The following is a 25,463-nucleotide window of genomic DNA, read 5'->3' on the forward strand; positions in this document are numbered from 1 at the left end:
CTATATCTATTATATTATGAGGTAACTAAAAAATCAAAATATTTAATATAATAAAAATAGAAAGAAGGTTCATTCTTCTTCCTACTCTGTTAATGCTAATAAAAATTTTTGAAGGATTTTTTCTGTTGTTGTATTTAATTTCGGTAACTTATCAATTGGAAAATATCGAATGTCTACCCCTTCTTCATCACATTCTATTTCACCATATACGTGATGTGCTTGAAAGGCATTGATTACATTATAAATTTCGTCTCCATGCGGATAACGATAATATAAATCCTGTCCAGAGAGCACACCAAGAAATTGTAAGAAATCTGCTTTTAAACCTGTTTCTTCTCTTAATTCTCTCTCTGCTGTTTCTTCAATTGTTTCTCCTAGCTCCATTGCTCCCCCTGGCAATCCCCAATCATATGTATCAGAACGAAGTTGTAATAATACTTCATTCTTTTCATTTAAAACAATAATTGCTGAGCCTACTATAATAAGTGGTTTTGTTCCAACTAATTCCCTCAGTTCCTGTATATACCCCATTATATAACTCCCCTTTCTTTTCCTCTCCTATCATAGCAAAATTCCTTCTTTATTTGTTTGATACATATAAAAATATTTTCATAAAGCGAAACTTCCATCAGTGGGAGTTTTCCCCATCCCCCACTGATGGTTAGTTGAGCCAATCGGGCTTTTACGGGCAGTTATTCCCCCATCTATCTTCTTTGCTTCTCTCTGAATCTTGAGGCCCGTTAATGCGAGATAAACAAAAAAAGAAGCTAATTCACATTAGCCCCTTTCTTCCTTATTATCTAGCCTACACGGCTCTCATATTTTACTTCTTCAAATGCTCTTTCAATTTCTTCATCTCGGTAATGTACGTATGTAAAACGTCCTAATTCTACTAAACGCGCGATTTCACGCAACGCTTTTGCTTGTTCATACTCTTGTTTTATGGAGACATGAACATAAAACTTCATAAGAGGACGCTCATACAAAGGTTCACCTACTTCCACATATACACTTTCTATCCCTTGTACAACTTGAGCATAACTCGCAAACTGATAAACAGCTTCACGATCTGAAACAATTTTAAATGTATACATGTTTTTTCCCCCTTTTCTTTTTACTATAACAAAAAGTGGATATATAAACGTGTCGAAGTGTGACTATTTTCTGACTTCTTTCAATCAATTTTTTATTTTCCCGGCCAACACACAGCTGCTAATAAAATGAAACTTCCATCAGTGTTTTTTCATCCCCCATTGATGGTTATAACCAATCGGGCACATGCCAGCAGTTATCCCCCACCTATCCTATCTTCTTCATTGCTCTCCGAATTTTAAGGTGGGGGATCTTATAAACAAGTCGTTCCAAAGAAAGTACTCATAATCACAACATTTTCGATTATCTTACTACATATTAATTCCACTGTTAAAAAATCTAACAACAAGAACACTAAATATATATAATTTAATATTACTGTTTATCATAAATCATCCTATTGTAAATATAATAATTTCTTATCAACTTATGTTGTGACATGATAAAAAACTACGCTAAATGATAGTTAATTTGTCCATACATATTCTTTATTTTCACATAAAGTATTGATATAGACATTTTCTATAGTTCATAAAGGAGAGGGTATTGTTGTGTTTTTATTATTATGAGCGCCGTCGAAAAAAACCCCAATATACAGAAAAACAATCTGGATCTGGATCTAAATCTGGATCTAAATCTGGATCTGAATCTGAATCTGGATCTGATCCACAAGAAGAAACTACAAAAAAACATACACACAATCACAATGTTGCTCAGATTTCAGACAGTGGAAATTCCCGCGTAAATTTAAATGTAGACTCTGATTTAGATTCTGAAACAGCTTCTTCGAATCGGCAGTCTACTGATGTAGAACAGGGGCAGGGGCAGGAGCAATCACAAGAGCAGGGACAAGGGCAAGCACAGGGACAAGGACCAGGGCAAGGGCAAGCACAGGGACAAGGACAGTTGAATACAGATGTTACAAACCAATTATTAGCGGCTTTGCTCCCATTTTTAACAAATGCATTAAATAATTCCGCTCAATCCTCACAAAATTACGCAAATCAAAATTATCCAAATCAGAATTACCCAAATCAGAATTACCCAAATCAAAATTACTCAAATCAAAATTACCCAAATCAAAATTACTCAAATCAAAATTACCCAAATCAAAATTACCCAAATCAAAATTACCCAAATCAAAATTACCCAAATCAAAATTACTCAAATCAAAATTACTCAAATCAAAATTACTCAAATCAAAACAACTATAATCGAGACAAATACGATTAGGCTACTAAAACGTAGCCTATTTTTGTAAGGAGGTTTTATCATGCTACCAGAAAACGGCTCAAATATTTCAAACAGCGGAAACTCCCATGTTAATATAAACGTAAACGTCGATACAAGCTCCATTGCCTATGCGATGATGTGCTATTGGCACACGAGCGGTATGATTACGGATGAACAATTTACTCATATGCTAACAAATTTTGGAAATTTGCTTAACAAAGATGATGATATGTTGCCGCATCTTTTATCAAATAAAGAATATTCCCCATACATGATGCGCTCAAAAAATACTGTAGATACATTAAAAACATTTATTCCTCCTCTTTTCAATCGTTAAAGATATTTTCTTTTTATCTCGTCAGAAAAATTCACTATATTTGAGGTGTCTCATATGTGTCCTTACGTTAACATATGTGTTTGCATCGCTCCTGGAGCGAATATTGATAAAGACCGGATTGCTAGGGATATTACAATTACTGAATATATTTGGCATCCTATCGTATTTCAAATTGAAGATATCAGAACGTTAGACGAACCCTATCGTTTTCATGACGGTGAAATTAGTTACATGTCTTCACTAAAATCACAACCAAAGTTGACTTCTTTATTTGCTGAATGTACCGAACGTGCATCGCAAAGTGATATTTATATTTGTTATATCGGTAGTGATTATTTTCAAGAACAATCCGTTATCGCTTGTGCCTATTCTTTATCAACTAATAAACAAATTAAAGGTTACATTGTATTAACAAACGCCGCTTCAGCTTGGAAGAACATGTACACACTCGCACATGAAATTGGTCACATTTTATTCACGCGCCGTGTACAGGACAAGCTTACAAATGCAGATCCCGAATGTCCAAACGGTTCCGAACACCATCCTTCTCCCACAAACCTTATGCATTACATCATTCCTACCCCTTATAAATCACAAATAGATTCCTTATTAACAAATACCCAAAGAGAATTATCTTTAAAAAGTCCCTTATTGCGCAAAGAAAAAAAGTAACCGCTGCAGTTACTTTTTCTTTGTAAATATTAAAATCCTAATCCAACTACAAAACCAAAACAGAAAGAAGAAGAACAAAGGAATTTCATATTCACACGACCTTTACCAAATTAACAGTAGCCCTGCACATATAAATAAAAATGCACACCCAAAATACAAGTACCCAAATTTTTCAAATCGTTCTTCTTTTTCTCCTTCTATTAAATGAAGCTCAGCGTCTTCTAAAAAGTTATTTATATCATCTTCTTTTATTCCTTTTGTTAATAAATATACTTTCATATCAATCAAAAACTTTTTACCTTCTTTAGAAACGTTCATATGTAACCTCCTCGTCTAGATTACTTATTTTTGATTTCCTTTCATTGTTTCAGCGTTAGGAATACAGACTTTATCGTCTGCTTTCCTTTCCCTCTAACAACCGCTGCACACTACTTTGCATCGCTTCCCACCTTTCCATGAAATCATCTAATGCCTCTTCACCTTTTTCTGTTAATGTATAATATTTTCGCTTTGGACCAGATGGTGACTCCTTCATCGTACTCGTAATCAATCCTTCTTTTTGCATACGAATTAATAACGGATAAATACTTCCTTCACTTGCCATTGTAAAACCGTACTGTGCCAGTTTTTCACTCATTTCGTATCCGTATATTTCTCCTTCAGAAATAATAGCAAGCAAGCATCCTTCTAAAATACCTTTTAGCATTTGACTCGTCGACATTATTCAAATCCTCCTTCTATCTTGTTTTACAAGATAGATAAGTATAAGTATCTTGCTTTACCAAGTAGTATAACAAACAGTATTTTGCTTCACAAGATAGCCTGAGCATTTTTTCCAAAAGATTGCAGGATTTCCATCCTTATTTCTCTAAATAGAGCAATAGAGTTAACTATATTCATGAAAGGAATGGAATAAAAAATGTTTATAAATCGCGTTGTATTTTTAACAGGTGCCGCAAGCGGAATTGGATACGAAATGGGAAAAGCCTTTGCAAAAGAAGGCGCAACTGTAATGATTACAGATCGTTTAGAGGACAAGGCACAAGAGGCGGCGAAACAATTACAGAACGAAGGATATAAAGTATTTGGAATGCAATGTGATGTGACAGTAGAACAAGAGATTATACAAGCTATTTCTGAAACAGTTGCACGTTTTGGTTCACTTGATATATTAATTAATAACGCAGGTATGCAATATGTTTCTCCAATTGAAGATTTTCCAACTGAAAAATTTGAAATGCTTATTAAGATTATGCAAATTGCACCATTTGTTGCGATAAAACATGCTTTTCCTATTATGAAAAAACAAAAATACGGACGCATCATTAATATAGCTTCTATTAATGGTCTTGTTGGTTTTGCTGGAAAATCTGCATATAACAGTGCCAAACACGGGGTAATTGGGCTCACAAAAGTAGCAGCATTAGAAGGTGCCGAGTGTAATATTACAGTAAATGCACTTTGTCCCGGCTACGTTGATACGCCTCTTGTTCGCAACCAACTTCAAGATTTAGCGATAACCAGAGATGTCCCGCTTGAACATGTATTAGAGGATGTCATTTACCCGCTTGTACCACAAAAAAGATTGCTTAGCGTGGAGGAAATTTCAGACTACGCCTTATTTTTAGCAAGTGAGAAAGCAAAAGGCATTACAGGACAATCTGTTGTCATTGATGGTGGTTATACCGCACAGTAAAGTTCAGCAAATTTTTTCTTCTATTTAAATATATACAAAAACGGATTGTGCCTTTACCACACAATCCGTTTTCATCACATATTTTATCCCGCTACTTTTGGGCAGTAAGACCCCCACGAAAGCGAAGAAGATAGGCGGGGGATAACTGCCCCTAAGAGCCCGGTTGATTCAACTAACTATCAGTGGGGGATGAAGTCCCCCACACTGATGAAAGTTTCACTTTATTTTGGAGCTTCATATCTTTGCATCTGCTTTGGTAACTTCTCAATCGCGACAATAACGCTATCTAACTTACTTTCAATTCTATGCAGTAAGTATAGCGTAACAACAATTGGAAAGCCAACATTGCCAATAACCGATATCCATTCCTCCATAGTCTCTCCTCCCTTCTTATTATAAGTAAGAGAGACTCCAAAAAAGTGGTAAATAAAAACAAGCTAAATCATTTTTGTTTTTCCGAATATCTTTGCGATTTTCACTTTATAATCCCTTTGCACCTCTAATAAAACAATACTTTTCTAAACATCTTCAATTGTAGTTAATGCCTTATATTCAACAATAGTCGGCAACTTCGTTTAATTCAAAAGAGCGATGGAATCTCCCTTCCAACTAATAGAACGAGGTACTGCTATGCTTATACTCACGCTTTTACTTCCTTCCCCAAAACAATAGAATCAAATAATATATGGAACAAACGAGCATCTGCATTTTCTGTTTTATGTAGAAGTAATTTTCTTCCTAACCGTAATGCATGCCTTTTTGCTTGTAACCTTGTTTCTTTATGAGAAATCTCATCTAAATCTGCAACATGCGCTAATCCAATTGTACGGCGAATGACCTCACATCCTGCAAATCCAACTGCATCAGTGAAAATATTGTTCAGTACAATTGGTAGCCATTGCTTTTCTCTCGTATACGGTTCTACGCCTTCGAGCATCCATAACCTTGTAAATGTTTCTACGAAAACACTCCATGTTTGCTCAATATGATAAAATAATACGCTGCGTTTGTTTTCTTCACGCGACAGTGCATTTAATAATAAATTCGCAATAAATTGACCTAGATCAAACCCTAACGGACCAAATGTCGCAAATTCTGGATCAATCACTTTCGTTTCTGAAGATGATGAAAATATACTTCCCGTATGTAAATCACCGTGAATTAATGATTCTTTTCGCGTCAAAAACTTATACTTACACTGCGCTACTTGTAGCTTCAAGTTTTTATCACACCAAAGTTCGTCAACAACACCCTGTAATTCTTCTTCATACTCATTTGTTTCATGGTTTGCAAATGGATCAGTAAATACAAGATCCTCTGTAATCTTACATAAATCAGGGTTTACAAACTGACTATCTAGCACTCTTTTTTCTTCTGCTTGTAGTCCGAAATCAGATGTGTAAAAAAGAACATGAGCTAAAAAACGCCCGATATGTTTGGATAATAGTGGATAGTCTTCCCCGTTTATCAATCCTTTTCTCGTTATCGTTAAAGCTGATAAATCTTCTATAGCACTAATCGCTAATGTTTCATCGTGCCCATATACTTTCGGTACATACTCTGGTACGTATTTTGCAAAAATTTGCAATGCATCACTTTCAATGGTTGCACGGCGTAAAGATAGCGGCCAACTTTCTCCTACTACCTTTGCGTATGGAAGAGCTTGCTTAAGAATCAATCCCTTCTTCCCATCACGTAAACGAAACACATAATTTAAATTCCCATCACCAATTTCTTCACAAGTGACAACTGCCTTTTCTGAAAAATAACCATTTTCTTTCGCATATGTAACGGCTGTTTCTTCTGTTAATTGTTTGTATCCCATTTTGATTCCCCCTAAATGTATTGGGGTTTTTCATCATAAAAAACCCCTTTCGATGACGAAAGAGGTTTGAAGATTCACTTCTCCCCTCTTATCTATCAGAAAGTTTCTCTTTCTGTTGGAATTAGCACCGTGCCTTACTAGGCGCGAACTGTGCGCCCCATTTCACAATGGTATTACGGTCGGTTGCTGGGCTTCATCGGGCCAAATCCCTCCACCTGCTCTTGATAAGAGTATATAGTTGTCTGAATTTTTTAGTTTCTGTTGTTGACTATACCAAGAATAAAAATTGTTTGTCAATACTTTTTTCACTTATACAATTCTGGTCGGCGATCAAAAAAAACAGGAATCCCTTTACGCACTTCAGAAATCTTCTTTACATCTAATGTTCCATACAAAATCATTTCTGTTTCATCTGCCTCATTTACGACTTCTCCCCAAGGATCAATAATAAGAGAATGGCCTGCAAATACATTATTCGGATCACGTCCAGCACGATTGCACGCTACAACATAACATTGATTTTCAATTGCCCTTGCTTGAAGTAATAACCGCCAATGCGCTAAGCGAACAAGTGGCCACTCTGCTACAACGAATAATACTGTTGACCCGTGTGCAGCATGAACACGTATCCATTCTGGAAAACGAATATCATAGCAAATTGTTCCTGCGCACGGTATATCCTCTAATAGAAAATGCCCAGTTTCATTTCCAGCAATTAAATATTTATGCTCATCCATCAGTTGAAACAAATGAACTTTACTATATTCAGCCACAATTTCTCCGCTTCGATTACTAATATACATTGTATTTGTAACACCTTTCTCTGTCTGCTTAGCAATCGATCCTCCAACAATATTCACACAATTTTGCTTACCCCACTTTGATAATAATTGTTTCGTGTATTTCCCATCTGGGTCAGCAATTTCAGGAAGACGTTCCAAATCATACCCTGTTGTCCATAACTCTGGTAATACAATAACGTCTGGCTTTTCCTTCATCGCTTCGTTTATTTTTTTTTCGGCATGTTCTATATTTTTTTCTACATTCCCAAAAGTAATATCCATTTGAATACAAGCAATTTTCATTAATTTCTCCCTACTCCCTTTTATTTTTTCTTTACAAAAAGTTGGAAAGATTATATTATTTGTCACTAGAATTGTAACAACTTTCAAAAGAGGTGGAAAGTATGAAGCATTTTCAATCTTCTGAGTCATTAACATTATTACCAACACAATTTTTTGCTTCGCTCGTCACAAAAGTCAACAAAGCCGTGCAAGCTGGTCATGATATTATTAACTTAGGACAAGGAAATCCAGATCAGCCAACGCCAGCGCATATCGTAGCAGCGCTACAGCGTGCAGCAGAACAACCAATTCATCATAAATATCCGCCATTTCGCGGGCATGAAAGCTTAAAAGAAGCTGTCGCTACGTTTTATGAGTGTGAATACGGTGTACAGTTAAATCCCAAAACCGAAGTAGCTGTTTTATTTGGCGGGAAAGCCGGATTAGTTGAGCTACCGCTTTGTTTTACAAATCCAGGCGATACAATTCTCGTTCCTGATCCTGGCTATCCAGATTATTTATCAGGTGTTGCCTTAGCGAAAGCAAAACTTGCAACAATGCCATTATTAGCAGAAAATCATTTTTTACCTGATTATACAAAGATTGATTCCCAAACTGCTGAACAAGCAAAATTAATGTTTTTAAACTATCCGAACAATCCAACAGGAGCCATTGCAACAACAAAATTCTTCGAGAAAACTATATCGTTTGCAAACAAACATGACATTTTAGTTTGTCATGATTTCGCGTATGGTGCCATTGGCTTTGATGCTAAAAAGCCAATTAGTTTCTTACAAGTTGATGGAGCAAAAGATGTTGGCATTGAAATTTATACATTATCAAAAACATATAATATGGCAGGGTGGCGCATTGCGTTTGCTGTTGGGAATGAAAGTGTCATTGAAGCAATCAACTTATTACAGGATCATATGTATGTCAGTATTTTTGGTGCCGTGCAAGAAGCTGCTCGCCAAGCGTTATTAAGTCCGCAAACTTGCGTAGATGAACTAGTTGAACGCTATGAATCTCGAAGAAATGCTTTGATTACTACCTGTCATTCTATCGGTTGGAATGTGGTTGCACCAAAAGGATCTTTTTTTGCATGGCTGCCTGTTCCAGATGGGTATACTTCAGAACAATTTGCTGATGTATTATTAGAGCAAGCTCACGTTGCCGTTGCACCAGGTGTCGGCTTTGGTACACATGGGGAAGGTTACATTCGCGTTGGCTTATTACATACAGAAGAACGCCTTCGCGAAGCGGTCCATAGAATTAATCAATTAAAAATTTTCAAAAAATCATTGACAACATAAAAATTCTCTGTCAGAATTCAGTTATCAAAAATATTAAAACATTTCCGAATACTTCTTATCAAGAGCAGGTGGAGGGACGAGCCCGATGAAACCCGGCAACCGATCTATTTTATATAGGCACGGTGCTAATTCTCGCAGCATTAAGCTGACAGATAAGGAGCTGGTTGTAAAAAAACCTCTCCTTAGCTGAGAGGTTTTTTTATTCAACTAGGAGGTTATGAAAATGAGCGGAATAACAGCGACATATTTAATTCATGATGATTCTCAAAATTTAATTCAAAAGGCAGAGCAAATCGCCCTCGGCTTAACGGTTGGTTCGTGGACACACTTACCCCAATTACTACAAGAACAATTAAAACAACATAAAGGCTCAGTCATTAGCGTAGAAGAATTAGAAGATAATGAAAAAATAAATATATACCTTGATAAAAAAGTAAAACGCGGTCTTATTAAAATTCATTATCCATCTGCTAACTTTAGTACCGACTTACCAGCGGTTTTTACAACTGTTTTCGGAAAGCTATCACTGGATGGAGAAATTAAATTAATTGATTTGACATTTTCTGATGATATAAAAAAATGTTTTCCAGGTCCTAAATTTGGTATCGATGGGATACGAAGCACTTTGAATGTTCACGATCGCCCTCTTCTCATGAGTATTTTTAAAGGAATGATTGGTCGTAATATCGGTTATTTAAAAACACAGCTTCGTGATCAAGCAAGCGGCGGTGTAGACATTGTAAAAGATGATGAAATTTTATTTGATAATCCGTTAACACCACTGTCAGAACGCATTCGGGCTGGAAAAGAAGTATTGCAGTCTGTATACGAAACATACGGTCATAAGACGTTATACGCTGTTAACTTATCCGGACGAACTTATGATTTAAAAGAGAAAGCAAAACAAGCAGTTGCAGCTGGAGCTGATGTATTACTCTTCAATGTATTTGCTTATGGACTTGATGTTTTACAAGCATTAGCTGAAGACGATGATATTTCTATCCCAATCATGGCACATCCAGCAGTAAGTGGAACTTACATCGCATCTGAATTATATGGATTTTCGTCTTCCTTATTACTAGGTAAACTACTTCGCTATGCAGGCGCAGATTTCTCATTATTTCCATCACCTTATGGAACCGTTGCTTTAAAAAAAGAAGAAGCACTTTATCTAGCAAAAGCACTTACAGATGAAAACGAACCATTGAAACGAAGCTTTCCTGTTCCATCTGCTGGTATTCACCCAGGACTTGTTCCACTTCTTATTCGTGATTTTGGTCAGCAATGTGTCATTAATGCTGGTGGCGGTATTCACGGACATCCATTTGGTGCACAGGGAGGCGGAAAAGCATTTCGAGCTGCCATCGATGCAACGCTAACAAACACACCGCTGTATGCAGTTGATGATTCTTATTTACAAGCAGCCCTTCGTTTGTGGGGCGACCCTTCTAAAGAGGTGAAATCATGAGCATTCACATTTTTTGCGATTTCGATGGCACAATTACAAATAACGATAATATCGTTGCCATTATGGAAAAGTTTGCACCGCCGGAAGCGGAAACAATTAAACAACAAATTTTATCACAAAAACTTTCTATTCAAGAAGGTGTAGGAAAACTTTTTTCTCTATTACCTACAAGTTTACAAAATGAGATTACAACTTTCATAAAAAAGACTGCTGTCATTCGTTCTGGTTTTGAAGAATTCGTACAGTTTGTCCAAACAAAGAACATCTCACTTCATATTATATCAGGAGGAATGGACTTTTTCGTTTATCCTCTTCTTGAAGAACTTATAGATTCTAATCAAATTTACTGTAATGCAACTGATTTTTCGGGTAAAACAGTTCAAGTAAACTGGCCATATCCATGTGATGAGCATTGCGAAAATGAATGTGGTCTTTGTAAATCAACACTTATTCGCAATTTAAGTTCACAAAATGATTTTAAAATCATAATTGGTGATTCTATTACAGATTTACAAGCAGCAAAGCTTGCTGACAAGGTATTTGCTCGTGACTTTCTTATTACAAAATGTAAAGAACATCACATTTCTTATACACCGTTTGAAACATTTCACGATATACAAAACGAAGTGAAGCAATTGTTGGAGGTGATAAAGTGAAACAACTATTTCGTCAATGGCAAGAACTGAGTGAACTGAAAAAAGAATTAACCGACCGGAACTGGTTTCCAGCAACAAGCGGAAATATTTCAATAAAAGTGAGTGACAATCCCCTTACCTTTCTCATTACAGCAAGCGGAAGAGATAAAACAAAAACAACACCCGACGATTTTCTGTTAGTCGATCAAAATGGAACCCCTGTTTTAGAAACAGATTTACGCCCTTCTGCAGAAACATTGTTGCATACTCACATTTATAATCATACAAACGCTGCATGCGTCTTACACGTCCATACAACCGATAATAATGTAATTACAAACGTATACGACAAAGAAGTTGTGCTTTGTAATCAAGAAATTATTAAAGCACTCAATATTTGGGAAGAAGGAGCTTCTATTCGTATTCCAATCATTGAAAATTACGCTCATATTCCAACGTTAGGTGAGAGCTTTCGCAATCATATTTACGAAGATGCAGGAGCTGTTTTAATTCGCAATCACGGTATTACAGTATGGGGAAAAGATAGCTTTGATACAAAAAAGAGATTAGAAGCATACGAGTTTTTATTCCAATTTCATATTAAACTGTTATCAATTAAAGGAGGCGTTCAACATGGCACAAATTCGTATTCATGAAGTTAATACTCGTATTGAAAAAGAAATAGAAGTACAACAGTTTTTACAAACTGAAGGTGTTTTGTATGAGAAATGGGATATCACAAAACTTCCTGGTCATTTACAAGAAAACTATGCATTAACTGATGAAAATAAGAAAGAAATTTTAGAAGTATTCGCAGAAGAAATTGCTGATGTTTCTAAGCGCCGCGGCTATCAAGCGAGCGATGTCATCTCACTTTCTCATGCAACACCGAATCTAGATGAATTGTTAGTAAACTTTAAACAAGAGCACCATCATATTGATGATGAGGTTCGCTTTATTGTTAGCGGACATGGCATTTTTGCCATTCAAGGAAAAAACGGTCGTTTCTTTGATGTTGAACTTGAACCAGGCGATTTAATTTCGGTTCCTGAAAACGCGAGACATTACTTTACACTTCAAGATGATCGTCAAGTTGTTGCAATTCGTATTTTTGTGACAACTGAAGGTTGGGTTCCTATTTACTAAGGTAGTACGTTGAATAAAAGGAGTGGATTCCCCTTTTTCTTCCTTTTATTCACTCTACATATATACATCCTCCTATAGGCAGGTTTATCTCTATACAGGAGATAAACCTGCATTTTTTGTTGAATAATTTTTTACAATTTTATGAACATTTTGTGAACTTTTTCTGAATATTCTGTTTAAAATGTGTTATAATACAAATAATAGAAAAAACAAGTGGAATTGTAAAAAGGAGGAAGGGAATATATGGAGTTAATTTTAGCCATTCTTTTCGGTGTCGTTTGCGGGTCTATACCTGCTGTTGTGGGAGCCATTATGGAGGAATTAGAAGTTGGTATGATTGGTTTTGTCGCATCTTCTGTAAGCGCTTTATTTTTTGGTTTATATGGTGCAATTCCTGTTTGTTTACTGTTTGCACTATATATATTACGTCATTCTCGCACAAAACGATTTACTCGAACTAGAATGGCTGAAGTCATTCCCTTTCCAATTGAAAAAGCACGCCGAGCAACAGGCCTTTCCTAAATAAAAAAGTCCTCATATGAGGACTTTTTTATTTATTTTCTTCTAAAAATTGAAATAGCTCCTGTAAATGAAGTGCATCCTCTCCATAACTAACCGAAACATAAAATTTCCCGTCTACTTCTGCATTCATATATAAATCAATGAGATCACGTTCGTACTTTAACGCTAAATAAAATTCCATCTCTTCTAGCATTTCTTTCGTTGTTCGAATGACATAACGACCTGTTTCATCTCTACCATATTCAAATACCGGTTCAAAACTATACTTCTTTTTAAACGCAGCCAGTTGCTTATCATTAATATAAATTGTTTCTGCGCGCTGTACCGTATCAATGATAATATCAAATTTCTCTAAACCCATACACTCACTCCTTTATGTATCGTTTATATAATGCCTGTGTGCCGCTATTTTCTTCACCGTCTTGCATCAATTGTTCATATAATTCTCGCGCAAGAGCTAAGCCAGGCGCAGATAACCCAAGTTGTTCTGCTTCTGCTAACGCAATTTTCATATCCTTAATAAAATGTTTTACGTAAAATCCTGGTTCAAAATCACCTTGTAACATGCGCGGTGCTAAATTACTTAATGACCAGCTACCTGCTGCACCAGTAGAAATACTTTGTAACACTTTTTCTGGATGTAAACCTGCCTTTTTTGCATAAGCAAGTGCTTCACATACACCAAGCATATTAGATGCAATCGCAATTTGGTTGCACATTTTTGTATGTTGGCCACTACCTGCATTTCCTTGCAATATAATGTTTTTGCCTAACAATTCAAATAACGGAAAGCATGCTTCATATACTTCTTCATCCCCACCGATCATAATCGCAAGGCTTCCTTCTTTTGCTCCGATATCTCCGCCCGATACGGGGGCATCTAATACATGAATTCCCTTGCTCTTCCCTTCTTCATAAATACGTTTCGCAAGAGTTGGTGTTGATGTTGTAAAGTCAATCGTAATCGTCCCTCGTTCTGCATGAGTAAGAATCCCCTCTGCACCAAAGTATACTTCTTCCACATCATGTGGATAACCAACCATAGTCATTACAACATCTACTGTTCTTGCAATTTCCTTAGGAGAATCGCACCAGTACGCACCTTCTTCAATCAAAGCTGCTGTTTTTTCTTTTGTACGATTATATACATAAACAGTATAACCAGCTTTTAATAAATGACGCACCATACTCTTTCCCATAACACCTGTACCAACAAAACCAATAGAAGCTGGTGGCAATATCTGCTTCATCTTCTCATCCCCTTTTCTCTAATAAATCACTCACAAGTTTACGAAATTCATTATTAAACTCATCATCAATTCCATTTTGCACATTTGAGAATTCAATTACAAATAATTGTTTATCCCAATTAAAATTGTTAAATGTATTCCATCCCGAAAGTACACCATGATTATGATAATAATCTGGATATATATATAAGCTAAATGCATATTTTTTTTCTGAAGATGGTGTTAGCATTAATTTTAAGCTTTCAGCAGAGATAAGCTTACCTGTCATAATTGCTTCATCTAACTTTTTCATATCATGCACCGTTGTATACATCTCTCCGCATCCATATAACCAATTCATTGCTAATTTAGGCGCTAGCACAAGTTCATTCTCTTTCTTTTTATATCCTTTTGAAAAATTCACATCTCCTGCTGGTGTCTCTCCCATACCTGACTCTGTCATCCCCGCGGGAATAAAGATATGATCTGTAACGTATTGTGCTACAGATTGTCCCGAGTTTTTTTCTAGAATATAAGCTAGCAACATATAATTATAATCTGAATATAACCAGCCACTTCCAGGTTGAAAAGCAGTTGACTGTTGTCCAATCCATGTCACTAAACTAAGACGGGATGCCGCATTGACTTTCCCTTTTCCATGATCAGGGAGTCCCGATGTATGCGTTAATAAATGATACAACGTAATATTTTTATTAACAGGAAAAGAAGGAATATATTTATTCACGTTATCCTGTATATTTATTTTTCCTTGTTCTTGCAACTGTAGAATCGACACCGCAATTGTCGTTTTTGTAATAGAACCAATTCGATATTTTGTTTGCGGCGTATTTTCAATTTGTTTTTGTACATCCGCATAGCCATACCCTTTATCTAATATTGTACGGCCTTGATATGAAACGAGAACTGAGCCATTAAATTGTTTATCTTTTAAATATTGTTCTAGTTTTTGTGCAACAGCCGTATAATCAATTTCTTTTTCTCTTTCTTTTATTGTATCAGTAGAGGGTATTGTTTTTATTGACTTCGCTTCTTTTTTAGCAGGTAATTTAAAAAAGAAATAGCTCCCAACTAATAAAATAGAAAGCAAAACAATAATTGTACTCCATAACGTCTTCATTACTAAAAATCCTCCATCGCATCTTAAATAATCATTCCCCCCTCACCATTATCCGATAATAAAAAAAAATCGCAACAATTTGTTGCGAAAAAATGTTACATTTTTTCTTTTCTATATAAGCACACTTGATTTTTCCCCTTTTTCTTTGCTTCATATAATGCAACATCTGCTCGATGCATCAATATTTCTTTTGTAATTCCATTTTCATATGCAGCAACACCAAAGCTTGCTGTGATATTTGAAATTCCAGAAAATTTTTTTGTTTCGATAAAAAATCGAAGCGATTCCGCAATTTGAAATGCTTCTTTTTCTGTTGTATGAGACAAAAAAATAATAAATTCTTCTTCGCTCCACCGTGCAAAAACATGATGCGACTGTAATTTTGCTGTCACAAGTTCCGCTAGTTGTACCAATGCTAAATCTCCAAAATCATGACCATATGTGTCATTTACTTTTTTGAAATCATCAAGATCAAATAAAATAAGAGCAAATGATTGGCTCATTCGTATAGCAGTTTCCCAACCTTGTGAAAATAGTCTTTGAAACTTCAACCGATTATAAATATTTGTTAAGGAATCAATTGTTGCTAAGCGCTCTTGTTCTTTATACTCTTCTTCTAACTCTGTAATATCTGTACATGTAACGATGAATCTCGTTACATCATCCGGCAAAGGAGCAATACGTAACAAAAACACAGTTGCTTCTTCAGCCTCATTATACATTTTGATTTTTCTTGATTTCGTTAAGCAATCATCAATCCACATTGTATCATTTTCTGCAATATAATACCCATTCTCCTCTGCAAAATGTTCAGCAAATGTCATGTGATGCTCATGATATGACATAAGATCTTCATATCCGAAAAAACGTAAAAAATTTGTATTGCAATCTATAATTTCATCATCTTCTACAATAAACAACAAATCATTCTGAAAATCGAATATCATTTGAAGTAACTCTTGTTGTAATATGACTTGTTTTAACAATGACAACTCATACACACTCTTTTGCACTTCAGCAAGTATAGATTGAGGCGTAATTGGAGGTAACACAATGTTTCGTACCCCAAGTTTAATAAGTTCAACAAACTGAGATGTAACTTGTGCACTCCATACAATGATAAAAGAAATATTTGAAGTAAATAATTCTTTTACAAATTCGACTTGAGAAGCATGAGAAATATATATAATTACGATTTGTGGTTGAACTTTTTCAAACAATATTTTCCCGTCCTTAAAACTATGTGCCAAAAACAAGCACTTTGGCTTTAACGTTGCAACTGTATGTTGCTCGTTATGACCTTCTTCAATATACAATACATTCACATCGAGATCTTGTAATACATTTTGAAAAACGGTATGTTCCAATAAAAAATGCAGAATGTTCACCACTAGGTTTTCACTCACTTCATTTATCCCATTCTTACAAGCTTAAGAATCCCTTACGATAGAGTTCATCACTTATAAGAACTTGATTTGTTCAACAAACCATCACATGGCTGTTTCACGTTACATAAACCTTTTGAAGCCCTGTATCATCTTTTTATTGTATGACAACAATAAGTGAGACGTTTGTGCGAATATCTTCTTTTATTCATATCTTTTTTAAAACACTTGACAATAGAACTGCATATATTATATCCTTTTACAGTATCTACTTACAAAATGTAAGTTAAGAACATTTTTACATTCAACTCATTTACAAATAGAAACAAAGGTTGGAGGAATTATAATGACACAGCAAGATTTCTTTACTGTTTTATACGAACGCACATCTAATCGTGCTTTCAACCCTGAAAAAGAAATTTCAAAAGAAGAATTATATGATATTTTAAAAGCTGCTGGCCAAGCACCATCAGCATGGAATTTACAACACTGGAAGTTCCTTGTATTCCAAGGAGAAGATGTACAACGTCGCTTACATCCAATTGCATATAATCAACAACAAATTCTTGATGCCTCTGCAGTTGTCGCTATATTAGCTGACTTAGAAGCATATAAAAATGTTGATGCTGTATACGGTCCACTTGTAGAACAAGGACTTATGCAAGAAGAAGCAAAAAATCGTTTGTCACAAAATATTGAAGGTGCATATCAACGTGAACAATACCCACGCGATGCCGCATTCTCTAATGCATCTTTAGCAGCAATGCAACTTATGCTTGCAGCAAAAGCAACTGGTTGGGACACATGTGCAATTGGAGGTTTTAACCCGCAAGCATTAATGGAAGAGTTTAACGTGTCTTCTCGCTACCTTCCAATTATGTTAATTACAATTGGTGAATCTACATTAGCAGGTCACCCAGCACCACGCATGAGCGTAGAACAAGTAACAGAATGGGCAAAATAAAGTGAAACTTCCATCAGTGGGGGTTTTCTTCATCCCCCCACTGATGGTTAGTTGAACCAATCGGGTACTTACGGGCAGCTATCTTCCACCTATCTTCTTCGCTTTCTCTGAATCTTGAGGTGGAAGTCTTACTGCCCGTTAGTGTGGGATAAAATGAAACCTCCATTAGTGGAGGTTTTTTTCATTCCTCACTAATGGAAAGCTCTCACCAATCAGACACGTGACAGCAGTTATTCTCCATCTATCTTCTTCACTTCTCTCTAAATATTAAGAAGGGCTTACTACCTAGGAATAGCAGACTGTACTCTAAAGATGCTTTTTTGTTACAATTATGATACAATAGTAACAAATTGATAACAAGTGAGGGATTTTCGTTGAATTTATCTGGAAGCTTTATCGCAATATTGTGCTATCTAGTCACAGTACTACTTCTATACTTCGTTGGAGATATGACAAATATTGCGATGCTACAGTTTTCAAAAGAAACAGCGCTTCAGTCCGAAATTGGTCAGCATGCTGGTCGTTCCGTTGCACCACTACTATTAGCACTTCCTGTATATATCATTGTTTTATATAAAAGCAAAAAAATATAAAGACTGTCTTTATTAAAAAGAGGCAGTCTTTTTTCTATACATATCCGCTTATTGTCCAAACTCTCATTTCCCTCTTCTCATATGTTATAAGAAGAATAACAACATTCTACCTAAAACATTTATTATTTTCCTAAAAAATAGGAAAAAATCTTAAAAAATTTTTCCACTGTGTCCAAACAAAGCATGTACCTAGAGCATATCTTATTAATGTGAAGGGGGTGAGAATTATGTTCGGAGGATGTTTTGGATTTGATGGCTGCCGTAGCGGTGTACGCAGCGACCGCCGTTTCCGTAGCGACCGCCGTTTCCGTAGCGACTGCCGTAGCGGTGTACGTACTGGTCATAGAAATCGTTTTTGCAACGTTCTTAGAAATCTTTGTGTCGGTACTCGAATCGCTCTATTAACAGTTAGAGATAATGGTACTTTTACTAACGTTGTATTCGAGGGATTTTCAAATGGCGTAGCACTTTTCTCAGGAGGCAATATACCTGGTGGAGGCTTATTACGTGTTTGCCCAGATGATGTTGTAGCTATCGTTTTCTAATAAAAGTCAGTAATTTCCAGGGAGGCAATAGCTTTCCTGGTTTTATTTCTACTCACAAATATGAAAAGTTGATTAACCCGAAAACAATTAAATAGAATACAAATTCAATAAAAAAGTGAATTGTATAAAAAAACCTGAGACCGATTTCAATCAGCTCAGGTTTTTTCATTAAATGCTTTTTACAAGTTCTACTACTTCTTCAGCAGTTGACATATTTAAAGCTTTTTGTGCTAACTCTTCCATTTGCACTTTTGAAAGCTTACGAATTTGTGTTCTTGCTGGAAGAATAGATGTTGCACTCATGCTAAACTCATCTAATCCTAATCCAACTAATAACGGAATTGCTAAAGCATCTCCTGCCATTTCACCGCACATACCAGCCCATTTCCCTTCTTTATGAGCTGCATCAATCACCATTTTTACAAGACGTAAAATTGCTGGGTTATATGGTTGGTATAGGTAAGAAACGCGTTCATTCATACGATCTGCTGCCATTGTGTATTGAATTAAATCATTTGTTCCGATAGAGAAGAAATCTACTTCTTTTGCAAACTGATCAGCTAACACCGCAGAAGCTGGGATTTCTACCATCATACCAACTTCAATGCTATCAGAAACCACTGTACCAGCTTGCACAAGTCTTTCTTTTTCTTCTAATAAAATTGCCTTTGCTTGACGGAATTCATCAAGAGTTGCAATCATCGGGAACATAATTTTTAAATTACCGTATACACTCGCACGAAGTAATGCACGAAGTTGTGTACGGAAGATATCTTGTTCTTCTAAGCATAAGCGAATTGCACGGTAGCCTAAGAACGGGTTCATTTCTTTTGGTAAATGTAAGTATGGAAGCTCTTTATCGCCACCAATGTCAAGTGTACGAACAACAACCGGCTGACCTTCTCCTACACCTTCAAGAACAGCTTTGTATGCTTCAAATTGCTCTTCTTCTGTTGGAAGGTTGTCACGGCCCATGTACAAGAATTCTGTACGATATAGACCAACGCCTTCTCCACCGTTGTCAATAATACCTTTTACATCTTTTGGTGTACCGATGTTTGCTACAAGCTCAACGTGATGACCATCTGCCGTAACTGTTGCTTCATTCTTTAATTTTGCCCATTCTGCTTTTTGCTCTTCAAATTGTGCTTTCTTTTCTTCATAAACACGAAGAGTCTCTTCAGATGGGTTTACAATTACTTCTCCATCTAAACCGTCGATGATTACGATATCACCGTTTTGAATTTGCTCCATCACAACTTTTGTCCCAACAACAGCTGGGATTTCCATTGAACGAGCCATAATTGCAGAGTGAGACGTACGTCCACCAATATCAGTTGTGAAACCTTTTGCATATTTACGATTTAATTGTGCTGTATCAGACGGTGTTAAATCTTCTGCAATGATGATTACTTCTTCGGAGATTGTACTTGGGTTTGAGAAGTTAATTCCAAGTAAGTGTGCAATAACACGCTTTGTCACGTCGCGAATATCCGCTGCACGTTCTTTCATGTATTCATTATCCATGCTCTCAAACATAGTAATAAACATTGATGCAACTTCATCCATCGCAAATTCAGCGTTTGCTTTTTCGTTTTTCACTTTATCTTTTACTGGGTTTACTAGTTCTGGATCATTTAATACTAGTAAATGTGCTTCAAAGATAGCCGCTTTATCAGCTCCAAGCTCAGCAAAAGCATGATTTTTAATTGCTTCTAATTCAGACTTTGATTTCTCAAGCGCAGCTTCTAAGCGTGCGATTTCCGCAGCTTCATCCGTAATCGATTTCTTTGCAATATTAAATTCAGGATTTTCTAGACGGAACGCCTTTGCAATTGCAATACCACTTGACGCGGCGATCCCTTTAATGTTAAGAGTCATTATTCTCCTAATCCTTCGTTTTTCATAGTTTCTTCGATAGCTGCTACTGCTTGAGCTGCATCATCACCATTTGCAGTGATTTTGATTTCTGCGCCTTGTTGAATACCTAAAGACATAACACCCATGATTGATTTTAAGTTTACAGTTTTGCCGTTATATTCTAAGTTAATATCAGCACCAAATTTGCTTGCTGTGTTTACAAGTAAAGTTGCTGGACGAGCATGAATTCCTGAGTCGCTAGTTACTTTAAAGATTTTTTCCATAATGATCTATCTCCTTTAAACTACAGTATATTTTAAGTTGTATAGACGTGAGTACTACACTTTCTATTGTATATAATAGGCGATGCCTGGTCAACTACATCGCCTATTATAATTGTAAACAATTTGCGTCTAAATTTTACTGAATTTCAATAACGTTTGTTTCACCTTTTTGGACATTATCTTGCTTTTTAATTTCAACTTTTTGTCCTTCTTGTAAGTTTGTGAAAACAATTGGCGTAATAATAGAAGGCGCATTTTCTTTTACAAATGCTATATCTACTTTTAATAAAGGCTGGCCTTGCGTTACTTTATCACCTTGAGAAACTAGTGCTTCAAAGCCTTCTCCATTCAATTTCACTGTATCAATACCGAAGTGAATTAAAATTTCTTTTCCGCCTTCAGATTGAATACCGATCGCATGTTTCGTTGGGAATACGTTCACAATTTCACCATTTACCGGAGAAACTACAGTTCCTTCCGCTGGTTCAATCGCAAATCCATCCCCCATCATTTTTCCGGAAAACACTTGATCTGGCACTTCTGTAATCGGTAAAATTTTACCTTCAATCGGAATCGCAATTACTTCATTTACATCTGCTTTTTGTACAGGCTCTTCTACTTTTGCAGGTGCTTCTTTTGGAACATGCACTGCACGACCTGCCATAATATCTTGAATTTGTGATTTTAACGTATCAGATTTCGGACCGAAAATCGCTTGAATATTGTTACCAACCTCAAGAACACCTGCTGCTCCAAGCTCTTTTAAACGATCTTTATTTACATCTTTTTGATCCTTTACTTGAACGCGTAAACGTGTAATACAAGCATCTAAAGAAGCGATGTTTTCTTTTCCGCCAAACGCTACTAAAATTTCACCTGGAAGCTCGCCTGCTTCTACTTTTCCTGCTCCTTCAACCTCTTCTACTACTTCACGACCTGGTGTTTTTAAATCCCATTTGCGAATTGCAAAACGGAATCCGAAATAGTAAATCACTGCTAATACAAGACCAACAATAATTACCCACCACCATGCGGTACGGCCTGGTAATACACCAAATAGCATAAAGTCAATTAAACCACCGGAGAATGTCATCCCGATTTTAACGTTTAAAAGTTGCATAGCCATAAATGATAAACCAGCAAATACTGCATGTATTCCAAATAGTACAGGTGCTACGAATAAGAATGAGAACTCAATTGGTTCTGTAATACCTGTTAAGAAAGATGTTAACGCAGCAGATCCTAAAATACCAGCTGCCATTTTTTTATTTTCCGGACGTGCTTCATGATACATTGCTAATGCTGCTGCTGGAAGACCGAACATCATAAACGGATATTTACCTGTTGTAAATGTACCAGCTGTTAATGTGACACCATCTTTTAATTGTGCCATGAAAATCTTTTGGTCACCGTGGATAACTTCACCTGCTGCATTTGTATATGAACCGAACTCAAACCAGAACGGCGCATAGAAAATATGATGTAATCCAAATGGAATTAAAGACCGCTCAATCAAACCGAACATAAATGCTGCTAACGTTTTATTTGCATCAATCATTTGATGTGAAAACGTATTTAAAGCACCTTGAATCGGTGGCCAAACAAAGCACATTGCAATCCCTAAAAGTAAAGAGAATGTTGCCGTTGCAATTGGCACGAAACGTTTACCGGCAAAAAATCCTAAATATGATGGCAATTCGATGTTGTAGTATTTGTTATAGCAATATGCCGCTAATATCCCGACAATAATACCACCAAACACTCCTGTTTGAAGTGTTGGAATACCTAATACATTTGCATAAGCTGGATCTGCAAAACCAGTTTTAATTGGATCTCCAGCTTTGCTTGTTACTTGAACTAGCTTGTCTACTCCTAAGAATACGCTCATCGTTTTGTTCATAATTAAGTATCCAACGAAGGCCGCTAATCCAGCTACTCCGTCTCCATTCGATAACCCGATGGCAACCCCTACTGCGAATAATAATGCAAGGTTTGCGAAAATAATGTCACCAGATTGTTCCATGATTTTTGCAACTAGAACAAACCAATCTGCTTTTAAAGCAGGGATTAAATTTGTTAACTGTGGATTTTGAAATGCATTACCAAATCCAAGTAAAATACCTGCCGCCGGAAGGATAGCAACTGGAAGCATCAATGCTTTTCCGACTTTTTGAAGAACACCAAAAATCTTTTTAAACATTTGGATTCTTCCTCCCTTTCTTTTTTATTTTTACTTTCGGCAAATGCAAAAAGGCATGAGTTAAAAAAAGGTAGAAAATAGCTATCAAGGAGTAGTATGTCCCTTTCAACAGCTACCATTCCAACCTCTTCTTCACTCATGCCTGATCGAATCAGTAACACGTGTCGAATCGTAATGAAATAAGTGCGATATTCAATTCACGCAAACGTTTCCGTTTATCGATGCGCAACATTTGTCGAAAATAATAACTTTCTGTAAGATTATTATACATAAGTGATGTAAGCGATTCAACAACTTTTTTTAACGTTTACATTTTCGACAAAATCAAACAATTTCTACATTTCTTCTACCTTCACTAAACGCTGTAAGTGCATCGTTAAATAAATCGATTCCGCTTCATACACAGGCAGTTGCAATTGATTTTGCATTACTTTAACAAGTTTCCATGCCAAATTATAGCACTCTGGAAATTCAGCTTTTAAAAGGTCTGCAAAATGTTGTGATTCTTCCACTTGTTCACCATTTTTCACACGTTCAATCGTGTATTGCAAATGCCGAACAAGACGTAAATAATGAATGCTCTCTTTGTCTAACACGATCTGTAAATTTTCTTCAATTAAAGAGATGAGATGAGCAATCAATCTAGAATTTTGATTAATAGAAGACACCTCAGAGTTTGTAATAGAGCTATAAATATGCAATGCGATAAATCCAATCTCGCCTTCTGGAAGATGGATATTTAAGCGAGAGTTAATTAATTCTACAACTTCCTCTGCAATTTTATATTCTTTTGGATACAGTACTTTCGTTTCCACTAAAAATGGATTGTCTACTGTAAATCCTTGCTTTAATCGCTTAATTGCAAAAGCAATATGATCCGTTAAAGCAATATGAATATGCTCATTTAACGGTGTATCTACTCGATCTTGAATATAAAACATAAGATCATTCATTAATTCTATTAACTTCTCGCTCACATGCGGAACAAGAAGTTTATATTGTTCACGTTCACGTTCATTTGTTAACACGAACATTTTTTCAATCTGTTCTACTTGTAACATTTCTTTTGCTTTTTTGCCAAACCCAATTCCCTTTCCAATGACAACTACTTCTTCATGTTCTGGATGGGCAGCAATAATAACATTATTATTTAAAACTTTTTTAATTTCGAGACAATTATTCATACAACACCACCCTTGCGCGTAAAAAGGTCTTCTTTCATGTTACAGAACAATCTTATTTTTCGTCAATGTAAAACATCTACCATTTTGTAAATGTCGTTTTTTAGACATGATTGTATGAGATGCGTATAATGTAAAGATATACGTCTAGTAGAAAGGAGCAACACCATGATTAAAATGTTCATAAGCGATATTGATGGCACAATGATGCAACACGGAGGTGTAATCGATGAACAAGATATAGATGCACTGCGTAGCCTTGCTGACCAAAATATAATCCTTTGTTTCGCTTCTGGAAGACTTGATAATGAAATTGCCGAGTTAATGGACAAAGTTGACATGAACTTTCATCGTATTAGTGTGAATGGTGTATTTGTATATACACACGAAAATAAACAATTGTTATCAGCAACATTTGATTCTACTATTTTACCAGAGCTGTTGTCTATAACAAATAAAGAACCATTCTTTCGTTATGTAAGTGATGAATATAATTATTATATTGAGGAAAAAACACCGTTTATTCATGAGCTCGAAAAGCAAGTAAAAATGACTTCCGTTGCAGAACCAAATTTGCTCGAAAAAATCGATAAAACAATTTTCCCAAATAAAATTTCAGTTGGGGGTACGAAAGAAGATTTAGTTACTCTTCAAAAGCAAATTGATGAAAATTTTAAAGGGAAAGTAAGCACCTTTATTTCTGCCGAGCAGTGTTTAGATGTTATGCCACCTCACATTAGTAAAGGTTCTGCTATTTCTGTCTTATTAGAGGAATTTAACATTCAGCCTAACGAAATAGCTTGTATTGGTGATTCCTACAATGACATCCCAATGTTCGCTTTAACACCTCATAGCTTTGCGATGGCTGGTGCAGATGATGAAGTTAGGCAACATGCAACTCATACTGTTCCTTCTGTTAAAGATGCGATTGAATATGTTCTTCATTATAATAATGAAGGATATAAAAATACGACTCACTCCTTATAAGGATGAGTCGTATTTTTATCCCGCTATTCGCGGGCAATAAAAGCACGATTGGTGAGAGCTTTCCATCAGTGCGGGATGCCCCCACTGGTGGAAG

The 25,463-nt window shown here is 36.0% G+C and carries 29 protein-coding genes and 2 riboswitches; of the genes, 14 read left to right on the plus strand and 15 right to left on the minus strand.

Features of this window, described 5'->3' with window-relative positions; genetic code table 11:
* Positions 1-81 precede the first annotated feature (81 nt).
* On the minus strand, positions 82-531 hold the full coding sequence (locus NKR74_RS16775) for an NUDIX hydrolase (protein ID WP_098305785.1): 450 nt from the start codon (positions 529-531) through the stop codon (positions 82-84).
* A 269-nt stretch (positions 532-800) separates the two neighbouring features.
* Complete coding sequence (locus NKR74_RS16780) at positions 801-1,094, minus strand: DUF3928 family protein (RefSeq protein WP_098305787.1); 294 nt, start codon at positions 1,092-1,094, stop codon at positions 801-803.
* Positions 1,095-1,641: 547 nt separating this feature from the next.
* Between NKR74_RS16780 and NKR74_RS16785 the strand changes: the two genes are divergently transcribed.
* From NKR74_RS16785 to NKR74_RS16795, 3 genes are read left to right on the plus strand one after another with little or no spacing between them, the layout of a single operon-like run.
* Positions 1,642-2,325, plus strand: coding sequence for a hypothetical protein (locus NKR74_RS16785; RefSeq protein ID WP_253630305.1), 684 nt, complete (start codon positions 1,642-1,644; stop codon positions 2,323-2,325).
* Between the two features lie 40 nt (positions 2,326-2,365).
* The gene (locus tag NKR74_RS16790) at positions 2,366-2,662 is read left to right on the plus strand and encodes a hypothetical protein (protein ID WP_098311384.1); all 297 of its coding nucleotides are present in this window, start codon (positions 2,366-2,368) and stop codon (positions 2,660-2,662) included.
* Between the two features lie 54 nt (positions 2,663-2,716).
* The gene (locus NKR74_RS16795; RefSeq protein WP_098311385.1) at positions 2,717-3,334 is read left to right on the plus strand and encodes an ImmA/IrrE family metallo-endopeptidase; all 618 of its coding nucleotides are present in this window, start codon (positions 2,717-2,719) and stop codon (positions 3,332-3,334) included.
* A gap of 102 nt (positions 3,335-3,436) precedes the next feature.
* On the opposite strand, the gene NKR74_RS16800 is transcribed toward NKR74_RS16795, so the two are convergent.
* Positions 3,437-3,652 carry a hypothetical protein gene (locus tag NKR74_RS16800; RefSeq protein ID WP_253631213.1) on the minus strand — a complete coding sequence of 72 codons (216 nt, stop codon included), beginning with the start codon at positions 3,650-3,652 and terminating at the stop codon, positions 3,437-3,439.
* A 70-nt stretch (positions 3,653-3,722) separates the two neighbouring features.
* A complete protein-coding gene (locus tag NKR74_RS16805) occupies positions 3,723-4,055 on the minus strand; it encodes a PadR family transcriptional regulator (RefSeq protein WP_098310523.1) in 333 nt (110 codons plus the stop codon).
* 198 nt (positions 4,056-4,253) lie between these two features.
* Here NKR74_RS16805 and NKR74_RS16810 point away from each other — a divergent pair, with 198 nt between their 5' ends.
* Positions 4,254-5,030, plus strand: a complete 777-nt coding sequence (locus NKR74_RS16810; protein ID WP_253630306.1) for a 3-hydroxybutyrate dehydrogenase — start codon at positions 4,254-4,256, stop codon at positions 5,028-5,030.
* 221 nt (positions 5,031-5,251) lie between these two features.
* Here the strand turns inward: NKR74_RS16810 and NKR74_RS16815 are convergent, their stop codons facing one another.
* The 3 genes from NKR74_RS16815 to NKR74_RS16830 form a co-directional block, all read right to left on the minus strand.
* Positions 5,252-5,404, minus strand: a complete 153-nt coding sequence (locus tag NKR74_RS16815; protein ID WP_098310521.1) for a YvrJ family protein — start codon at positions 5,402-5,404, stop codon at positions 5,252-5,254.
* A 266-nt stretch (positions 5,405-5,670) separates the two neighbouring features.
* Complete coding sequence (gene mtnK, locus NKR74_RS16825; protein ID WP_253630307.1) at positions 5,671-6,855, minus strand: S-methyl-5-thioribose kinase; 1,185 nt, start codon at positions 6,853-6,855, stop codon at positions 5,671-5,673.
* Positions 6,856-6,940: 85 nt separating this feature from the next.
* Positions 6,941-7,086: riboswitch (SAM riboswitch) on the minus strand.
* 74 nt (positions 7,087-7,160) lie between these two features.
* Positions 7,161-8,027: a carbon-nitrogen family hydrolase gene (locus tag NKR74_RS16830; RefSeq protein WP_253631170.1), complete on the minus strand. Its 867-nt coding sequence runs from the start codon at positions 8,025-8,027 to the stop codon at positions 7,161-7,163.
* A 14-nt stretch (positions 8,028-8,041) separates the two neighbouring features.
* Between NKR74_RS16830 and NKR74_RS16835 the strand changes: the two genes are divergently transcribed.
* The 6 genes from NKR74_RS16835 (at position 8,042) to NKR74_RS16860 (ending at position 13,003) form a co-directional block, all read left to right on the plus strand.
* Entirely contained in the window at positions 8,042-9,232 is a 1,191-nt protein-coding gene (locus tag NKR74_RS16835) for a pyridoxal phosphate-dependent aminotransferase (protein WP_253630308.1), read from the plus strand.
* Positions 9,233-9,284: 52 nt separating this feature from the next.
* A riboswitch (SAM riboswitch) is annotated at positions 9,285-9,391 on the plus strand.
* Positions 9,392-9,455: 64 nt separating this feature from the next.
* A complete protein-coding gene (mtnW, locus tag NKR74_RS16840) occupies positions 9,456-10,700 on the plus strand; it encodes a 2,3-diketo-5-methylthiopentyl-1-phosphate enolase (RefSeq protein ID WP_253630309.1) in 1,245 nt (414 codons plus the stop codon).
* Positions 10,697-11,356, plus strand: coding sequence for a 2-hydroxy-3-keto-5-methylthiopentenyl-1-phosphate phosphatase (locus NKR74_RS16845; RefSeq protein WP_253630310.1), 660 nt, complete (start codon positions 10,697-10,699; stop codon positions 11,354-11,356). Before mtnW ends, NKR74_RS16845 begins: the two co-directional genes overlap by 4 nt.
* Entirely contained in the window at positions 11,353-11,991 is a 639-nt protein-coding gene (locus NKR74_RS16850) for a methylthioribulose 1-phosphate dehydratase (RefSeq protein WP_098310516.1), read from the plus strand. Before NKR74_RS16845 ends, NKR74_RS16850 begins: the two co-directional genes overlap by 4 nt.
* Positions 11,969-12,481, plus strand: a complete 513-nt coding sequence (locus NKR74_RS16855; RefSeq protein ID WP_253630311.1) for a 1,2-dihydroxy-3-keto-5-methylthiopentene dioxygenase — start codon at positions 11,969-11,971, stop codon at positions 12,479-12,481. The genes NKR74_RS16850 and NKR74_RS16855 overlap by 23 nt, the downstream gene beginning before the upstream one ends.
* Positions 12,482-12,724: 243 nt before the next feature.
* Positions 12,725-13,003: a hypothetical protein gene (locus tag NKR74_RS16860; RefSeq protein WP_098310514.1), complete on the plus strand. Its 279-nt coding sequence runs from the start codon at positions 12,725-12,727 to the stop codon at positions 13,001-13,003.
* Between the two features lie 28 nt (positions 13,004-13,031).
* On the opposite strand, the gene NKR74_RS16865 is transcribed toward NKR74_RS16860, so the two are convergent.
* The 4 genes from NKR74_RS16865 to NKR74_RS16880 form a co-directional block, all read right to left on the minus strand.
* The gene (locus NKR74_RS16865; RefSeq protein WP_253630312.1) at positions 13,032-13,364 is read right to left on the minus strand and encodes a DUF3909 family protein; all 333 of its coding nucleotides are present in this window, start codon (positions 13,362-13,364) and stop codon (positions 13,032-13,034) included.
* 4 nt (positions 13,365-13,368) lie between these two features.
* Positions 13,369-14,253, minus strand: coding sequence for an NAD(P)-dependent oxidoreductase (locus NKR74_RS16870; RefSeq protein WP_253630313.1), 885 nt, complete (start codon positions 14,251-14,253; stop codon positions 13,369-13,371).
* Positions 14,254-14,257: 4 nt separating this feature from the next.
* The gene (locus NKR74_RS16875) at positions 14,258-15,370 is read right to left on the minus strand and encodes a serine hydrolase domain-containing protein (RefSeq protein WP_253630314.1); all 1,113 of its coding nucleotides are present in this window, start codon (positions 15,368-15,370) and stop codon (positions 14,258-14,260) included.
* A gap of 95 nt (positions 15,371-15,465) precedes the next feature.
* Entirely contained in the window at positions 15,466-16,758 is a 1,293-nt protein-coding gene (locus NKR74_RS16880) for a sensor domain-containing diguanylate cyclase (RefSeq protein WP_253631171.1), read from the minus strand.
* A 343-nt stretch (positions 16,759-17,101) separates the two neighbouring features.
* On the opposite strand from NKR74_RS16880, the gene NKR74_RS16885 reads away from it, so the two are divergent.
* The 3 genes from NKR74_RS16885 to NKR74_RS16895 all read left to right on the plus strand — a co-directional run bounded on the left by NKR74_RS16885 (position 17,102) and on the right by NKR74_RS16895 (position 18,857).
* Positions 17,102-17,719, plus strand: a complete 618-nt coding sequence (locus NKR74_RS16885) for a nitroreductase family protein (protein WP_098310510.1) — start codon at positions 17,102-17,104, stop codon at positions 17,717-17,719.
* A 374-nt stretch (positions 17,720-18,093) separates the two neighbouring features.
* On the plus strand, positions 18,094-18,312 hold the full coding sequence (locus NKR74_RS16890) for a hypothetical protein (protein ID WP_253630315.1): 219 nt from the start codon (positions 18,094-18,096) through the stop codon (positions 18,310-18,312).
* A 227-nt stretch (positions 18,313-18,539) separates the two neighbouring features.
* Entirely contained in the window at positions 18,540-18,857 is a 318-nt protein-coding gene (locus NKR74_RS16895) for a DUF3915 family protein (protein WP_253630316.1), read from the plus strand.
* A 168-nt stretch (positions 18,858-19,025) separates the two neighbouring features.
* Here the strand turns inward: NKR74_RS16895 and ptsP are convergent, their stop codons facing one another.
* From ptsP to glcT, 4 genes are all read right to left on the minus strand, one after another.
* Positions 19,026-20,738 carry a phosphoenolpyruvate--protein phosphotransferase gene (gene ptsP, locus NKR74_RS16900; RefSeq protein WP_098310507.1) on the minus strand — a complete coding sequence of 571 codons (1,713 nt, stop codon included), beginning with the start codon at positions 20,736-20,738 and terminating at the stop codon, positions 19,026-19,028.
* Positions 20,738-21,001, minus strand: coding sequence for a phosphocarrier protein HPr (gene ptsH / locus NKR74_RS16905; RefSeq protein WP_020059386.1), 264 nt, complete (start codon positions 20,999-21,001; stop codon positions 20,738-20,740). Before ptsH ends, ptsP begins: the two co-directional genes overlap by 1 nt.
* A gap of 136 nt (positions 21,002-21,137) precedes the next feature.
* Positions 21,138-23,201, minus strand: coding sequence for a glucose-specific PTS transporter subunit IIBC (ptsG, locus tag NKR74_RS16910; protein ID WP_253630317.1), 2,064 nt, complete (start codon positions 23,199-23,201; stop codon positions 21,138-21,140).
* Between the two features lie 335 nt (positions 23,202-23,536).
* Positions 23,537-24,385 carry a glucose PTS transporter transcription antiterminator GlcT gene (gene glcT / locus NKR74_RS16915; RefSeq protein WP_098310505.1) on the minus strand — a complete coding sequence of 283 codons (849 nt, stop codon included), beginning with the start codon at positions 24,383-24,385 and terminating at the stop codon, positions 23,537-23,539.
* A 165-nt stretch (positions 24,386-24,550) separates the two neighbouring features.
* On the opposite strand from glcT, the gene NKR74_RS16920 reads away from it, so the two are divergent.
* Positions 24,551-25,369, plus strand: a complete 819-nt coding sequence (locus NKR74_RS16920) for an HAD family hydrolase (RefSeq protein WP_253630318.1) — start codon at positions 24,551-24,553, stop codon at positions 25,367-25,369.
* Positions 25,370-25,463 lie beyond the last annotated feature (94 nt).

The organism is Bacillus sp. 3103sda1 (assembly GCF_024159135.1).
Classification (GTDB): Bacteria; Bacillota; Bacilli; order Bacillales; family Bacillaceae_G; genus Bacillus_A; species Bacillus_A rhizoplanae.

Excerpts from the sequence above, each read along its gene's own strand:
- NKR74_RS16855 (WP_253630311.1), top strand. The coding sequence starts at position 11,969 with ATGGCACAAATTCGTATTCATGAAGTTAATACTCGTATTGAAAAAGAA.
- NKR74_RS16875 (WP_253630314.1), bottom strand. The coding sequence starts at position 15,370 with ATGAAGACGTTATGGAGTACAATTATTGTTTTGCTTTCTATTTTATTA.
- NKR74_RS16865 (WP_253630312.1), bottom strand. The coding sequence starts at position 13,364 with ATGGGTTTAGAGAAATTTGATATTATCATTGATACGGTACAGCGCGCA.
- NKR74_RS16790 (WP_098311384.1), top strand. The coding sequence starts at position 2,366 with ATGCTACCAGAAAACGGCTCAAATATTTCAAACAGCGGAAACTCCCAT.
- NKR74_RS16845 (WP_253630310.1), top strand. The coding sequence starts at position 10,697 with ATGAGCATTCACATTTTTTGCGATTTCGATGGCACAATTACAAATAAC.
- NKR74_RS16885 (WP_098310510.1), top strand. The coding sequence starts at position 17,102 with ATGACACAGCAAGATTTCTTTACTGTTTTATACGAACGCACATCTAAT.
- NKR74_RS16835 (WP_253630308.1), top strand. The coding sequence starts at position 8,042 with ATGAAGCATTTTCAATCTTCTGAGTCATTAACATTATTACCAACACAA.
- NKR74_RS16775 (WP_098305785.1), bottom strand. The coding sequence starts at position 531 with ATGGGGTATATACAGGAACTGAGGGAATTAGTTGGAACAAAACCACTT.
- mtnK (WP_253630307.1), bottom strand. The coding sequence starts at position 6,855 with ATGGGATACAAACAATTAACAGAAGAAACAGCCGTTACATATGCGAAA.
- NKR74_RS16895 (WP_253630316.1), top strand. The coding sequence starts at position 18,540 with ATGTTCGGAGGATGTTTTGGATTTGATGGCTGCCGTAGCGGTGTACGC.
- NKR74_RS16870 (WP_253630313.1), bottom strand. The coding sequence starts at position 14,253 with ATGAAGCAGATATTGCCACCAGCTTCTATTGGTTTTGTTGGTACAGGT.
- ptsP (WP_098310507.1), bottom strand. The coding sequence starts at position 20,738 with ATGACTCTTAACATTAAAGGGATCGCCGCGTCAAGTGGTATTGCAATT.
- NKR74_RS16815 (WP_098310521.1), bottom strand. The coding sequence starts at position 5,404 with ATGGAGGAATGGATATCGGTTATTGGCAATGTTGGCTTTCCAATTGTT.
- ptsH (WP_020059386.1), bottom strand. The coding sequence starts at position 21,001 with ATGGAAAAAATCTTTAAAGTAACTAGCGACTCAGGAATTCATGCTCGT.
- ptsG (WP_253630317.1), bottom strand. The coding sequence starts at position 23,201 with ATGTTTAAAAAGATTTTTGGTGTTCTTCAAAAAGTCGGAAAAGCATTG.
- NKR74_RS16800 (WP_253631213.1), bottom strand. The coding sequence starts at position 3,652 with ATGAACGTTTCTAAAGAAGGTAAAAAGTTTTTGATTGATATGAAAGTA.
- NKR74_RS16795 (WP_098311385.1), top strand. The coding sequence starts at position 2,717 with ATGTGTCCTTACGTTAACATATGTGTTTGCATCGCTCCTGGAGCGAAT.
- NKR74_RS16810 (WP_253630306.1), top strand. The coding sequence starts at position 4,254 with ATGTTTATAAATCGCGTTGTATTTTTAACAGGTGCCGCAAGCGGAATT.
- NKR74_RS16920 (WP_253630318.1), top strand. The coding sequence starts at position 24,551 with ATGATTAAAATGTTCATAAGCGATATTGATGGCACAATGATGCAACAC.
- mtnW (WP_253630309.1), top strand. The coding sequence starts at position 9,456 with ATGAGCGGAATAACAGCGACATATTTAATTCATGATGATTCTCAAAAT.
- glcT (WP_098310505.1), bottom strand. The coding sequence starts at position 24,385 with ATGAATAATTGTCTCGAAATTAAAAAAGTTTTAAATAATAATGTTATT.
- NKR74_RS16860 (WP_098310514.1), top strand. The coding sequence starts at position 12,725 with ATGGAGTTAATTTTAGCCATTCTTTTCGGTGTCGTTTGCGGGTCTATA.
- NKR74_RS16780 (WP_098305787.1), bottom strand. The coding sequence starts at position 1,094 with ATGTATACATTTAAAATTGTTTCAGATCGTGAAGCTGTTTATCAGTTT.
- NKR74_RS16805 (WP_098310523.1), bottom strand. The coding sequence starts at position 4,055 with ATGTCGACGAGTCAAATGCTAAAAGGTATTTTAGAAGGATGCTTGCTT.